General features: G+C 76.6%; 14 protein-coding genes. 8 read left to right on the top strand and 6 right to left on the bottom strand.

Features of this window, described 5'->3' with window-relative positions; all coding sequences use genetic code 11:
• The first annotated feature begins 139 nt into the window (after positions 1 to 139).
• The 3 genes from O7628_RS23015 (at position 140) to O7628_RS23005 (ending at position 2,823) form a co-directional block, all read left to right on the top strand.
• Entirely contained in the window at positions 140 to 982 is an 843-nt protein-coding gene (locus tag O7628_RS23015; RefSeq protein WP_278133557.1) for a hypothetical protein, read from the top strand.
• Entirely contained in the window at positions 979 to 2,007 is a 1,029-nt protein-coding gene (locus O7628_RS23010) for a 3-dehydroquinate synthase family protein (RefSeq protein ID WP_278133555.1), read from the top strand. Before O7628_RS23015 ends, O7628_RS23010 begins: the two co-directional genes overlap by 4 nt.
• An 81-nt stretch (positions 2,008 to 2,088) precedes the next feature.
• Positions 2,089 to 2,823 carry a class I SAM-dependent methyltransferase gene (locus O7628_RS23005; RefSeq protein WP_278133552.1) on the top strand — a complete coding sequence of 245 codons (735 nt, stop codon included), beginning with the start codon at positions 2,089 to 2,091 and terminating at the stop codon, positions 2,821 to 2,823.
• Positions 2,824 to 3,067: 244 nt separating this feature from the next.
• Here O7628_RS23005 and O7628_RS23000 read toward each other — a convergent pair whose 3' ends face one another.
• The 3 genes from O7628_RS23000 to O7628_RS22990 are packed head-to-tail and all read right to left on the bottom strand — an operon-like array spanning position 3,068 to position 6,259.
• Positions 3,068 to 3,766 carry an HAD-IA family hydrolase gene (locus O7628_RS23000; RefSeq protein ID WP_278133550.1) on the bottom strand — a complete coding sequence of 233 codons (699 nt, stop codon included), beginning with the start codon at positions 3,764 to 3,766 and terminating at the stop codon, positions 3,068 to 3,070.
• A gap of 37 nt (positions 3,767 to 3,803) precedes the next feature.
• Complete coding sequence (locus O7628_RS22995) at positions 3,804 to 5,099, bottom strand: Gfo/Idh/MocA family oxidoreductase (RefSeq protein WP_278133548.1); 1,296 nt, start codon at positions 5,097 to 5,099, stop codon at positions 3,804 to 3,806.
• Positions 5,096 to 6,259 (bottom strand): DegT/DnrJ/EryC1/StrS family aminotransferase, encoded by a 1,164-nt coding sequence (locus O7628_RS22990; protein ID WP_074478946.1) that lies wholly within the window; start codon positions 6,257 to 6,259, stop codon positions 5,096 to 5,098. Before O7628_RS22990 ends, O7628_RS22995 begins: the two co-directional genes overlap by 4 nt.
• A gap of 267 nt (positions 6,260 to 6,526) precedes the next feature.
• On the opposite strand from O7628_RS22990, the gene O7628_RS22985 reads away from it, so the two are divergent.
• From O7628_RS22985 to O7628_RS22965, 5 genes are all read left to right on the top strand, one after another.
• On the top strand, positions 6,527 to 6,958 hold the full coding sequence (locus O7628_RS22985) for a type II 3-dehydroquinate dehydratase (protein WP_043962699.1): 432 nt from the start codon (positions 6,527 to 6,529) through the stop codon (positions 6,956 to 6,958).
• A 96-nt stretch (positions 6,959 to 7,054) separates the two neighbouring features.
• The gene (locus O7628_RS22980; RefSeq protein ID WP_278133545.1) at positions 7,055 to 7,408 is read left to right on the top strand and encodes a DoxX family protein; all 354 of its coding nucleotides are present in this window, start codon (positions 7,055 to 7,057) and stop codon (positions 7,406 to 7,408) included.
• Positions 7,409 to 7,413: 5 nt separating this feature from the next.
• Positions 7,414 to 8,418, top strand: coding sequence for an ROK family protein (locus O7628_RS22975; RefSeq protein WP_278133544.1), 1,005 nt, complete (start codon positions 7,414 to 7,416; stop codon positions 8,416 to 8,418).
• A 94-nt stretch (positions 8,419 to 8,512) separates the two neighbouring features.
• Positions 8,513 to 9,343: an MEDS domain-containing protein gene (locus O7628_RS22970; protein WP_278133542.1), complete on the top strand. Its 831-nt coding sequence runs from the start codon at positions 8,513 to 8,515 to the stop codon at positions 9,341 to 9,343.
• Entirely contained in the window at positions 9,340 to 10,302 is a 963-nt protein-coding gene (locus O7628_RS22965; protein ID WP_278133540.1) for a sensor histidine kinase, read from the top strand. The genes O7628_RS22970 and O7628_RS22965 overlap by 4 nt, the downstream gene beginning before the upstream one ends.
• 19 nt (positions 10,303 to 10,321) lie before the next feature.
• Here O7628_RS22965 and O7628_RS22960 read toward each other — a convergent pair whose 3' ends face one another.
• The 3 genes from O7628_RS22960 to O7628_RS22950 form a co-directional block, all read right to left on the bottom strand.
• Positions 10,322 to 11,170, bottom strand: coding sequence for a S1 family peptidase (locus tag O7628_RS22960; RefSeq protein ID WP_278133538.1), 849 nt, complete (start codon positions 11,168 to 11,170; stop codon positions 10,322 to 10,324).
• Between the two features lie 63 nt (positions 11,171 to 11,233).
• Positions 11,234 to 12,001 (bottom strand): TetR/AcrR family transcriptional regulator, encoded by a 768-nt coding sequence (locus O7628_RS22955; protein WP_278133537.1) that lies wholly within the window; start codon positions 11,999 to 12,001, stop codon positions 11,234 to 11,236.
• A 63-nt stretch (positions 12,002 to 12,064) separates the two neighbouring features.
• A complete protein-coding gene (locus tag O7628_RS22950; protein ID WP_278133536.1) occupies positions 12,065 to 13,360 on the bottom strand; it encodes an SWIM zinc finger family protein in 1,296 nt (431 codons plus the stop codon).
• Positions 13,361 to 13,363 lie beyond the last annotated feature (3 nt).

Genomic DNA, 13,363 nt, shown 5'->3' with positions numbered 1-13,363 from the left:
CGGCACAAGTCTTCCGAGGGCCGTGGCGGCGACCTACCCCTGTCGCACCCCTAACCCGTCCCCAGTTCCGGCCGCCGATCGACCGGCGCGACCTGCGGCGGGGGCGATGATGGGCGGGCCCGCGCAGACCGTCGTGCCCATGCCCCACCTTCCGTCAGTCGAGGTGTCGTCGTTGGAACGCTCGTGGTTGTTCGCCCGCCTGCCCGTGCCGGCCGGCGGCTGCCCGGACGCCGGGGCGGCCGAGCTGGTCGGCACCGTCGTCGCCGGGCTGGTCGCCGCCGTCCGCCGCGCCGACCCGGGGTCCGGCTGGTTCTACGACCGGCTCGGCCCCACCGGCGTCCCCGTCGCCCCGGCCGCCGGGCAGCGGCTGCGCCTCGGCTTCCGCGCGTCGGCGGCGGGGCTCGACGCGGTCCGGGCCGGGCTGCGCGCGTACGACCAGGGGTGTTCCCTGGTCGACGAGCCGCACGTGGTCCGCGACGCCGCCCGGGGCGGGCCCCTCGCGCAGGCCGCCAGCGACCTGGCGCTGGCCCTGCTCGCCGGGGACGGGCCGTGGCTGCCCGGCGCGGAGCTGCCGCTGGCCGTCGCGCACCTGCGGCACCTGGCCGGGCTGCTGCCGGCGGCCGACCGGCCGGCGTTCCTCTTCCTGCACTGGCAGGACCGTGCGACGGCGCTCACCGGGGCGCACCGGCGGGAACTGGCCGCGCAGGCCGCCGCCGGGGCGGACAAGATCGTCCTGACGGCGGGCGACCTGCCGCCGGGCGGGGCGGCCGGGGCCGCGTGGCGGCGCTACCTTGACCGGGTCGCCGACGTGGCCGGGCGGGACCACCCCGGCGCGCCGCGCGGCTTCCTGTTGGCCCACCACGCCCAGCTCAGCCACGACCGGTGGGGCATCGCCCCGGACGTCGACGCGCTGGCCGCGCTGGCGCTGCGGCTGACGCTGGTCCGCCGCCCCACCGGTGCAGAGGAGAAGACAGCCACATGACGACGGAGCATCCCGCACGGATCGAGGTGGCGCTCGGCGAGCGCGCGTACCCGGTGCTGATCGGGCCGGGCGTGCGCCACCGCCTGCCGGCGGAGGTGGCGCGGATCGGCGCGCGGCGGGTCGTCGTGGTGTCGGCCCGGCCGCCGGAATGGACGCCCGACCCGGGCGTGCCGCACCGGGTGGTGCCGGCCCGCGACGGCGAGCACGACAAGACCCTCGCCACGGTGGAGCACCTGTGCCGGGCGTTCGCCGAGTTCGGGCTGACCCGCGCCGACGCGGTGGTCTCCTGCGGCGGCGGCACCACCACCGACGTGGTGGGGCTGGCCGCCGGCCTCTACCACCGGGGGATCGCCGTCATCCACCTGCCGACGTCGCTGCTGGCCCAGGTCGACGCCAGCGTCGGCGGGAAGACGGCGGTGAACCTGCCGGAGGGCAAGAACCTCGTCGGCGTCTACTGGCAGCCCCGCGCGGTGCTCTGCGACACCGAACACCTGACGACCCTGCCGGAGCGGGAACGGCGCAACGGCTACGGGGAGATCGCCCGCGCCCACTTCATCGGCGCGGGCGACCTGCGCGGCCGGCCGGTCGCCGAGCAGATCGCCGCCTGCGTGGCGCTCAAGGCGCGGGTCGTCGCCGCCGACGAGCGCGACGGCGGGCTGCGGCACATCCTCAACTACGGCCACACGCTGGGACACGCCCTGGAGGTCGCCACCGGCTTCCGGCTGCGCCACGGCGAGGCCGTCGGCGTCGGCACGGTCTTCGCGGGCCGGCTCGCCGGCGTCCTCGGCCGGATCGGCCCCGACCGGGTCGCCGAGCACCACGAGGTGGTCGCCGGCTACGGCCTGGACACAGAGCTGCCCGCCGGGGTGGACCACGACGAGCTGGTCGCGCTCATGCGGCGCGACAAGAAGGCGACCAGCGGGCTCTCCTTCGTCCTCGACGGCCCCGGGGGCCCGGAGCTGGTCGCGGACGTCCCCCGGGAGGCCGTCCACGCCGCCTTGGTGAAAGGAAGGGCACCTTGTTAACGCTTTCTGTTGTACAGGGGCCCCCTCCTAACAAGCCGTAATCCGGTGGACAGCGCGCGCCCCGGGGACGACCGTCGGCTCATGCGACAAGAGGACATCTGGGACGCCGACGCCGCCGAGCACTACGACACGCCGGGGGTCGGCATGTTCGCCCCCGAGGTGCTGGGGCCGACCGTCGACCGGCTCGCCACGCTCGCGGGCGACGGGGCGGCGCTCGAGTTCGCCGTCGGCACCGGCCGGGTGGCCGTGCCGCTCGCCGAACGCGGGGTGCCCATCGCCGGCATCGAGCTGTCCACCGCCATGCTCGACAGGCTGCGGACCAAGGTGGACGAGGCCACGCTGCCCGTGGTCGTGGGGGACATGGCCACCGCCGTCGCGCCGGGGGCGTACTCCCTCGTCTACCTCGTCTTCAACACGATCGCCAACCTGCTCACCCAGGCCGAGCAGGTCGCCTGTTTCCGCAACGCGGCCCGCCACCTCGACCCGGGGGGCCGGTTCGTGATCGAACTGTGGGTGCCGGAGCTGCGCCAGCTCCCGCCGGGCCGGCAGGCCACGGTCTGGCACTGCGAGCCCGGCTACCTCGGCCTGGACACCTATGACGTGCTGCGCCAGCGCGTCGTGTCGCACCACTTCAGGTTCGGCGAGGGCACCGAGGCGCGCCTGTTCCGCACCCCGCACCGCTACGTCTGGCCAGCGGAGCTCGACCTGATGGCGCAGTTGGCCGGCTTCGCGCTGGAGTCGCGGCACGCGGACTGGGTCGGCGGCGAGTTCACCGCCGAGTCGCGCAGCCACGTGTCCGTCTACCGGCTCCCCTGACCGGCCACCGGGCCGGTCAGCCCGCCGCGCCGGCGGGGTCCCGGGCCGGCGGGGTCCCGGGCCGGCGGGGTCGGGGCCGGGGTCGGGGGTCGCCGCGCCACGTCGGCGACATGGCGGTATCGAGCCGACCCGGACCCCGCGATGTCGCCGACATGGCGGGGCGCACCGCCGCGCCCGGCCCGAGACGGGCCGGCGGGCGAGACGGGCCGGCGGGCGAGACGGGCCGGCGGACGGAACGCGCAGGTCAGGGGACCAGGGCCGACGGGCAGTACGCCAGCAGGTCCGTCGGCGCGTGGGCGACCACGTCCGGGCCGGCGGCGAGCAGGGCGGCGACGTCGCCGCCGTGCCAGGTGGTGGCGACCGTGGTGACGCCGGCGTCCCGGCCGCTGAGCAGGTCGATCACCGCGTCGCCGACCATCATGGCCTGCTCCGGCGGCACGTCGAGGTGGCCGAGGGCGGCGACGACGATGTCCGGGGCCGGCTTCGGCCGGGCCACCTCGTCGGAGCCGAGCACCCGGTCGAAGAGGCCGAGCACGCCGAGCGTGTCGAGCAGCGAGCGGGCCCGGGGGCCGCTCTTGCCGGTGGCGATGGCCATCCGAACGCCCCGGCCGTGCAGCTCCTCCAAAGTCTCGCGTACGCCGGGGAACAGCGGCACCAGGTGCGCCATCCGATAGCTCTCCCGGACGAACGGCTCCTCCATCTCCAGCGGCAGCCCCATCAGCCGCATGATGTCCGGGAAGTACCGGCCCATGTGCCGGTTGTACTCCTCGAACGGCGCGGGCCCGTCCCCCACCACCTCGGCGTACGCGATGCTGAACGCCTCGCGCATGACGGCCGAGCTGTCGACCACGACGCCGTCGAGGTCGAACACGACCGCGCGGATCGGGCCCCGGGCGGGCGGCGGCGGGAGGGTGACGTCGACGGTGGACGGTGGATGGGTCATGGCTGCTCCCCGGAGCGAGTGAGGTCGCCGGTGGTTCTCACCGGTCGCGTTGGCCCGCCAGCGCGTGCTCCCGCTCCGGCTCGGTGGGCCGGGCGGTGCGGTAGATCCGTTCGATGATGTCGATGGTGCGGTGTGCCTCGGCGACGGCCGCGCCCCGGCTGGCCGGTGCGGCGAGCAGGCCGGGCAGGGCGTCGAGCTGGCGGTCGTACTCGGCGCCGATCGGCTCGGTGGACAGCGGCAGCGCGACGGTCCGGCCGTCGCGGGTGCGGGTGAGCACCGGCGTCGGCTCCCGGTTCGGGCTGAACCCGAACGTGCAGCGCAGGGTGGCCGTGCCGGCGACGCCGTGCACGGTGATGGTGGTGCGGTCCAGCGCCTCGTGCGACGCCCAGCAGGCGTGCACGGCGACGGACGCCCCGTCGGCGGTGAGCAGGAACCCCCGGGCGGTGTCCTCGACGTCGCCCCGCGAACTGCCGACCGGACCGTCGCCCCGCGACCCGCCGACCGAACCGTCGCCCCGCGACCCGCCGACCGAACCGTCGCCCCGCGACACGCCGACCGGACCGTCGCCCCGCGACCCGCCGACCGGACCGTCGCCCCGCGGCGCGCCCGCGGCGCCGACGGCACCGGCGGGGTCGCGCCAGACGGCGTGCGCGGCGACGTCGTTGACGAAGTCGGCGGAGACGCTGCCGACGGCGTGGGTGATCCGGGTGGCCGGGCCGAGCAGCGGCAGCACCGTGTCGAGCAGGTGCCAGCCGAGGTCGACGAGCGCGCCGCCGCCGGAGAGGTCGCGGCGGGTGAACCAGCCACCCGCGTCGGGCACGCCCCGGGCGCGTACCCACGCCACGTCGACGTGCCGGATCGGGCCGAGTCCGGCGGCGGCGTCGGCGAGGGCCCGCACGTCGGCGCGCCACCGGGCGGCGCTGCCGGCGAGCAGCACCGCCCCGCCGGCGCGCTCCGCGTCGGCCAGCAGCGTCGCCTCGGCGGAGCTGAGGCAGACGGGCTTCTCCAGGAACACGGGTACGCCCCGGCGCAGCAGCCGGGCGGCGACGGCGGCGTGCAGGTGGTTGGGCACGGCCACCACCACCAGGTCCGCCGCGCCGACGGGCAGGTCGTCGACGTCGGCGTACGCGAAGGGCACCGCGTGGGTGTCGCGGGCGGCGCCCCGGACGGCTGGCTGGGGATCGACCAGGGCCGTCACCTCGAACGCCGGGTGCGCGGCGAGCCGGGGCAGCCAGATCTCCCGCCCGGCCCAGCCGAGGCCGACCACGGCGACCCGGACGGGGCCGCCGGGCGGCACGGCGACGCCGGAGACGGCCGGCGGCGGGGTGGTCATCCGGCGAGGACGTCGGCCAGCACGGCGGCGATGTCGTGCATCTGCTGTTCGGTGCCGAGCAGGGTGCGGTGGTGCAGCCAGACGCAGTCGGAGTGGATCTGCTCGACGTTGGGGCAGCGGGCGGCGATCTGCTCGACGGTCTCGTCGGGGGCGCCGGCCTTCCAGAACCCCTCGCACCGGTAGATGGCCCGGAACGCCACGAACGCGGGCACGCCCCGGGCGATGAGCGCGTCGACCACGGCACGGCGGCGCTCCGGGGTGATCCCCGGGATGCGGAACATGGCCATGTAGTGCGGGTTGCGGTCGGTGCGCGGGTCGATGGTCTGCGGGACGACGCCGGGGATCTCGGCGAGCAGCCCGGCCAGCAGCGGCCAGCGCTGCTCGCGTACGTCGATCTGGCCGGCGAGGCGGGCGAGTTGCGCGCGCAGCACGGCGGCGGTGAACTCGCCCATCCGGTAGTTGGAGCCGGTGGTGCGGTGCAGGTAGTCGCGGTCGGTGCGCGGCCGGCCGCAGCTGTGCACGAGGAAGGCGCGCTCGCGGGTCTCCTCGTCGGGGAAGAGCACCGCGCCGCCCTCGCCGGCGGTCATCAGCTTGCCGTTCTGGAAGCTGAACGCGGCGACCGAGCCGAGCTCGCCGACCCGGCGGCCCTGCCACTGCGCGCCGTGGGCGTGCGCAGCGTCCTGGAGCAGCGCCACCCCGGCGTCGGCGGCGATCTTGTCGAGCGCGTCCATGTCGGCGAACTGCCCGGCCATGTGCACCGGCATGATCACCTTGGTGCGGTCGGTGACGGCGGCGGCGACGGCGGCCGGGTCGACGCAGTAGGTGTCGAGGTCGACGTCGACCGGCACGGCGACCGCGCCGAGGCGCTGCGCCGCGAGCGACGACGAGATGAAGGTGAACGCCGGGACGATGACCTCGGTGCCGGGCCCGACGCCGAGCACCTCGAGGGCCACCTCGAGGGCGTGGGTGCCGTTGGTGACGGCGAGGGCGTGCGGGGTTCCGTGGTACGCCCCGAACTCCGCCTCGAAGGTGTCGACCTCGCTCCCGCCCATCCGCCACCACTGGCCCTGTTCGAGGGCGCGGATCAGGCCGGCTCGTTCCTCGTCACCGAACTGCGGCCACTCGGGGAACTCCGGCACCGTCGACGGCTGACCACTCATGACTTCCCACTTCCCAATCCAGGAGGACCAGCGGTTCCCCGGCCGTCCCGCGGCGGCTGGACGCAGCGGTCTCCAGCTGGCAACGTCATCGGCTCGCGGTGGACGCTAACCGACCCGGCAGCCTGCTCACTTCCCCTAGCGGGCCCCTACCCACCCCTTAGTTCGCCGGTCGGGCGGCGGTGCCCGGCCCGTGGTCGGCGGGTGGCGTAGTAAGACTGCGGGGAATCTGTCGCCGGCCCCGCCGGGTCGCCCCACGCGAGGTGAGCTGTGTCCGACGTGCTCCTGCTGAACGGCCCGAACCTGGGCATCCTCGGTCGACGCCAGCCGGAGATCTACGGCACCGACACCCTCGCGGACATCGAGCGGGCGGTCGGCGAGGAGGTCGCCGCGCGGGGCTGGAACGTGGTGGCCGTGCAGCACGACTGCGAGGGCGCGCTGGTGCGCACGGTGCAGGAGCACTACGACACGGTGGGCGCGATCGTGAACCCGGGGGCGTTGATGATCGCGGGCTGGAGCCTGCGCGACGCCCTCGCCAACTACCCCCGGCCGTGGATGGAGGTCCACCTGTCCAACGTGTGGGCCCGGGAGAGCTTCCGGCACGACTCGGTGCTCGCCCCGCTGGCCAGCGGGGTCATCGTCGGGCTCGGCCCGCTGGGCTACCGGCTGGCCGCCCGCGCCCTCGTCGCCACGGTCGGCTGAGCCCGGCAGGCCCGCCCGCCTCCGACCGGCCCGCCGGGCCGGACCGCCCGACAGGGTCACCGGCGACCCGTCACCCCCTCCACTAAGGATGTTTCCGTGCGGACTCCCACCATCACCCTCAGCATCATCCTGGCCGCCGTGTTCATGGCCACGGGCGTGCAGAAGCTCCTCGGTGAGCGCAAGACCCGCGAGCGGATGGACCACCTCGGCGTCTCCGCCGGCCTCACCCGGGTCATCGGGGCGTTGGAGCTGGCGGCCGTCGTCGGCCTGCTCGTCGGGCTGTACTGGGCGCCGGCCGGGCTCGCGGCGGCGGTCGGCCTCGTCCCGCTGATGATCGGCGCGGCCGTCTACCACGTGCGCGCCCGGGACCCGTTCGCGGTGACGGTGATGCCGCTCGCGTTCGGGGTGGCGGCCGCCGCGCTCGCGGTGCTGCACGTGCTCCAGGGCTGACCCCGGTGACCGGGGGCAGCGGCGGCGACGGGGCGGGCCTCGGCGTCCTCGGCGTCGACATCGGCGGCACCAAGGTCGCGCTGCGCGCCGAGCAGGTCGCGGCGGACCCGCGGGGGGTCGCGGCCGGGCCCGCGGAGGTCCCCCGCGCCGGGGAGGGCCGGGCCGCGCCGACGGCGGGCGGGCGGGCGTACGAGCGGGTGTTGACCTGGCCCGGCGGCGGCGTCGACGCCGACGTGGCGGCGCTGGCCGACGCGGTCGGCGCGCTGCGCACGGAGTCGGGGCTGCGGTTCGCGGCCGTCGGGGTGGCGATGCCCGGCACCACCGGCCCGACCGGCCGGGTGGTCGTGTGGCCGGGCCGGCCGAGCTGGGCGGGGCTGCCCTTCGACGAGACGCTGCGTCGCCTCTTCCCGGGCAGCCGCACCGCCTGGGCCGACGACGGTGACCTGGCGGCGCTGGCCGAGGCCCGGCACCTGGGCGCGCAGGACGTCGTCTACCTGGGGGTCGGCACCGGTGTGGGCGGCGGCGTGGTGCTCGGCGGCCGGGCCCTGCCGACGCCGGGGCGGGGCTCCCCCGAGGTCGGCCACCTGGTCGTCGACGTCGACGGGCCCCGGTGCGACTGCGGTCGGCACGGCTGCCTCCAGGCGGTCGCCTCCGGGCCGGCGACGCTGCGCCGGGCCGGCGCGGCCCGGGGCGGCGAGGTGGGCTTCGGCGAGCTGCGCGACGGGCTGGAGCGGGACCGGCCGTGGGCCCACGACGCGGTCCGCCCGGCGGCCACGGCCCTCGCGGCGGCCGTGGTCAGCCTGGGCGAGCTGCTCGACCCGGCGGTGGCGGTGCTGGGTGGCGGCTTCGCCGCCGGGCTGCCCGGCTTCGTCGACCTGGTCGGCCGGGAGGTGGTCCGGCTCACCCGTCCGGGCCGTCCGGCCCCCGCCGTGCGGGCCGCCGCCCTGGGCGGGCTCTCCTCGCTGCACGGCGCGGTGGCGTTGGCCCGGGACCTGGCCGCACCCCGCTGAACCCGCACCGGCCCGGGTCGCCCGTCCCACCGCCCCCGGGCTGCCCGTCCCGCCGGCCCAGGTGGGCTTAGACTGCGGGCATGGGGCGGCACCGGTGAGCGGCGACGGCTGCCCTGCGCTGCCCACCGACCACGTCTGCTGGCGGCACGACGACCCGGCCGCCTTCGCCGCCGCCGCCCGCGCGTTCCTCGCCGCCGGCCTCTCCGCCGGCGAGCAGGTGTGGTATGTGACGGAGCGGGATCCGGCCGAGGTCCGCGCGTGGCTGGCCGCCGGTCCGGTGCTGGCCGACGCCCTGCGCGACGGGGCCGCCCGGGTCGTCCCGCTCGGCGACACCTACGTCGACGACCGCGTCGCCGACCCGGCCGCCCAGGTGCGGGCCTACGCGGAGGCGACCGAGGCGGCCCTGGCCGCCGGCCGCACCGGGCTGCGGGTGGTCGCGGAGGCCACCGGCCTGGTCCGCACGCCCCGGCAGCGGGCGGCCTTCACCCGCTACGAGCACCTGATCGACGGCTACATGCGGGCCCACCCGTTCTCCGCCATGTGCGTCTACGATCCCCGCGAGCTGGGCGCGTCGGCGGTCGCCGAGCTGGCCTGCCTACACCCGGCGGGCAACACGGATGACGTGCTGTTCCGGCTCTACGCGGCGGGCCGGGGCCGGGCGGGGCTGGCCGGCGAGCTGGACCGGTCGGCCCGCGACCTGCTCGCCACGGCGCTGGAGCGGGCCGCGCCCCGCCCGGTCGACGGGCGGGTGGTGTTCGAGGCGGGCCGGCTGCGCTTCGCCGACCACCGCTGCCTGCTGCTGCTGGGCGAGTACGCCCGCGGCCTGGGCGCCGTGGCGGTGCTGCGCGGCCTGCCCGGCGTCGGCGTGGCCCACGTCGTCGACCTGCTGGGCCTGCCCGGGCTACGCGTGGAGGCCGCGCGATGAGGACGGGCGCGGCGGCGGGTCACCGGGGCTACTTCCACGAGGCGGTCTGCTATTCCTCCGAGGAGCAGCTGCTGGCGGTCGTGGTGCCGTTCCTGCTCGGCGGGGTCGCCGCCGGGGAGCCGACCGTGGTGTCGCTGGGCGCGCGCAACGCGGCCCTGGTGCGGGGCGCCCTGCCCACCGGCTGCGGGGTCACCTTCCTGCCCGGCGGAGACGTCTACGCCCGGCCGACCGCCGCCATCCGCTCCTACCGGGAGATGCTCGCCGGGCACGTGGCCGACGGGGCCCGGCAGATCCGGATCGTCGGGGAGCTTCCGCCGAGCGCCCTGGGGGTGACCTGGGACTGGTGGGCCCGCTACGAGTCGGCGATCAACCACGCCTACGACGAGTTCCCGCTGTGGAGCATGTGCGCGTACGACGCGCGCAGCACGCCCGCGTCGGTGCTGCGGGACGTGGCGCGCACCCATCCCCGGCACGCCACCCCCGACGGGCGGCACGTGCCGAACCCCGACTACACGGAGCCGACCACCTACCTGCGGGAGAACCGGCCGGCGCCGCCGGACCCGCTCCAGTGGACGCCGCCGGTGGTCGAGTTGTCCGCGCCCACGGCCGCGCAGGCCCGCGCCGCCGTGTATTCCGTCGACGGGGGCCGGCTGCCGGCCGACGACGTCGAGGACCTGGTGGTGGCGGTCAGCGAGACGGTGACCAACGCGCTGCGCCACGGCCTGCCGCCGGTGTGCGTGCGGCTGTGGGTGGGGCCCGACCGGCTGGTGGTGACGGTCTCCGACGGCGGCGACGGGCCGAAGGACCCGTTCGCGGGCCTGCTCCCGGCCGGCGACGGCGCCGACGGCGGCCTCGGCCTGTGGATCACCCACCAGTCCTGCAACCACGTGTCGGCGCACCGGGGGCCGGGCGGCTGGACGCTGCGGCTGACGGCGGGCAACCCGCACTTCGCCGCGTGAGGCCGCCCGGCCCGCCGGCTCAGGGGATCGTCACCCCGTACGCGCTGAGGATCTCGGCGATCGGCTGGTAGTAGGTGGTGCCGCCGGTGGTGCAGTTGCCGCTGCCGCCGGAGAGGATGCCGACGATCCTGCCGGCGGCGGCGACGTAGAGCGGGCCGCCGCTGTCGCCGGGTTCGGCGCAGATGTTGGTGCGGATCAGGCCGGTGACGGAGCCCTGGGCGTAGTTGACGGTGGCGTTGAGCGCGGTGATCGAGCCGCACCGCACGCCGGTGGTGGAGCCGCTGCGGCAGACGACCATGCCGACGTAGGGCGTGGCGGTGCCGGTGATGGTCAGCGTGCCGGGGTAGGTGTGGACCGCGCTGGGGTGGGCGACGGTGGTGGAGGTGTAGCGGACGATGCCGTAGTCGTTGCCGGGGAAGCTGCTGCCGGCGCGGGAGCCGAGCACGCTGCTGCCGGCGCTGTCGGCGTACCAGGTGGTGGCGGTCGCGGTGCAGTGGCCGGCCGTCACGAAGTAGGAGACGCTGCCGCTTCGGACGTTCGCGCCGAGCGAGCAGCGCCCGCCGCCGCCGTAGATGGCCTGCCCGCCGGCGATGAGGGTGCTCAGCCGCCCGGGTTCGCGGCGGACCACGGCGTCGGTGCCGGCGAGCCGGGCGCGCAGCGCGGCCAGTTGGCTGTCGCTGACCGTGTCGTCGGCGGCGACGGTGGTCCGGCCGGTGGCCGGGTCGACGGTCAACGCGGTGCCGGCGGGGGCGTGGGCGGCGACGGCCGGGGCGGGGGCGGCCGGCGGGGCGGGGGCGGCGTGGGCGGTCGCCGGTGGCGCGAGCAGGGGTACGGCGAGCAGGAGGGCGAGCAGGGGGAAGCGGCGCATCCGAGCCTCCATGTATCGGCGTGCGTGGATGCGTTACAGCTTCCCTGTCCGGGCCCGCCCGGATCAAGTGCCCCGACGGTCGTCGACCACCACGGAGATGCCGTCGAGCACCCGTTGCAGGCCGAACTCGAACGCGTGCTCCGGCCCGTACGCCGCGCCGTGCGCCGCGCCGGCCGCCGCGCCGACCCGGGCGGCCGTCGGGTAGCTGCCCGACTTCATGAACCGCTCCAGCCAGGGCGCGTGCGACTGCCACCACTGGCCGTCGGTCAGGCCGGTCTCGCGCTCCAGATTGACCACGTCCAGCTCGGCCCGCGCCGCGCTCCGGACGTGGCCGAGGAGCAGGGTGAGCACCGCGTCCATCTCGACGTCGTCGAGGCCGGTGTCGGCCACCGCGCCCAGCTCGTAGTCGTACTTGGCGAGCAGGTTCGGGCCGAGGACCGGCCGGGTCGTCTCCGCGCGCAGCAGCCACGGGTGGGCGCGGTAGAGGCGCAGGTTCTCCCGGGCGATCTGCTCCAGCCGGGGCCGCCAGCCGCCGGGCACGTCGGCCGGGCGGCTCATCTCGCCGTAGAGGGTGTCGACCATGACGTCGAGCAGCTCGGCCTTGCCGGGCACGTACGTGTAGACCGACATGGTGCCGATGCCCAGCGCCTCGCCGACCCGGCGCATGGTCAGCGCGTCGATGCCCTCGGCGTCGGCGATCTCGATCGCCGCCCGGACGATCCGGTCGACGCTGAGGCCGGGCCCGGCGCTGCGGCTCGCCGGCTCCCGGGTGCGCCAGAGGATCGCCAGGCTGCGGGCGGGGTCGACCTTGCCCTTGCGCGCGTTCGACATAGTGCCGCCATCCTATCGGCGGGATACCGTACCTCGTACGGGGCAGGCAGCGGGCCGGCGGCGTCAGCCCTGGGGCAGGTCGAGCAGCGCGTCCACCGGGTCCGGGCCGGGCGGTCCCGCCGGCCACCACTGGCCCGAGCGCCTGCGGAACGGATACCACCGGCCGTCGCGGCCGTAGCGCACCTGCGCGTCGCGGCCGACCGTCCACCGGTTGCGCCAGTTGCGCACCTCGGGCGCGGCCCCGTCGCCCCCGCCCGCCTCGCGCAGCGCGGCGGTGGCCCGGGCGACCAGCTCCCTCGGCGGACTGAACACCGCGTCGACGACGTCCACGCCGGCCGCGCCCGCGTACTCCCAGGCCCTGACGGCCCGGGGCAGCTCGGCGGCCCGGCCGCTGGCCTCGCCCAGCCGCCTCGCCGCCGGGGAACCCGGCAGCCGGGCGGCCAGCCGCACCGCGTCGCACCAGGCGTCGGCCTCGGGGGCGAGCAGTTCCTCCCGAGTCGAGGCGAGCAGGTCCCGGGCCCGGTGCGCCGCGTCGGCGGCGAGCGCCCCGAGCGCCTCGGCGTCGATGCCGGCCGCCTCGTGCCCGGCGAGCAGCGGGGCGAGCGCGAGGGGCTCACCGGTCACCGGCCCCGGCGGCGCGGGCAGGGCGGCGGGCGGCGCGGCGTACGCCTGCTCGGCCGGGGTGCCGGTTGCCTCGTCGGTGGCGTCGGCGGCGACGGACCGGCGGGCGTTGCGCCGGCGCAGGTCCGCCATCAGCTCCGCCTCGCCCCGGCCGCGCATCAGCAGCAGCACGAACGGGTCCCGGTCGAGCAGCCACGCCGCCTGGTACGCCAGCGCGGCGGCGTGCCGGCACGGGTGGTCCCAGGACGGGCAGTCGCACTCGGGTTCGAGGTCGCCGTAGCCGGGCAGCAGGCGCACCCCGGCGTCGTCGGCGGTCTGCGCCAGGTCGTGCGGCATGTCCCGGTCGAGCAGGGCGGCGATGTGCCCGGCCTTCGCGGCGACCCGGTCGAGCAGCCGGTCCCACCCGGCCGCGGCGAGGGTGCCGATGCGCACGACCGTGTCGTACGGGGTGTACTGGTCGCCGTCGTGCACGGCGGCGGAGATCCGGCCGGGGCTGACGGTGATCGACCCGACCTGCCCGGCGAAGGCGTACCGGCGGCCCTTCCTGAGCTGCTCGGCGTCGAGGGCGGTGCGCTCCATCGACTCGATCCAGGCGTTGCCCCACCAGGTGTCGGCGAACTTCCTGCCGATCCGCTTGCCGGGGCCGAACCTGGGGAAGCTGCGCGCCCGCCGCTCGTCGGCGGACAGCTCCGTGTCGTCGTCGGGCTCCAGCTCGTCGTACTCGATGTCGAAGTCCACGTC

Origin of the sequence: Micromonospora sp. WMMD956 (genome assembly GCF_029626125.1) — a bacterium.
Taxonomy (GTDB): domain Bacteria; phylum Actinomycetota; class Actinomycetes; order Mycobacteriales; family Micromonosporaceae; genus Micromonospora; species Micromonospora carbonacea.
The sequence above is the reverse complement of the archived record's forward strand: the minus strand, read 5'-3'. Positions and strand labels throughout refer to the sequence as shown.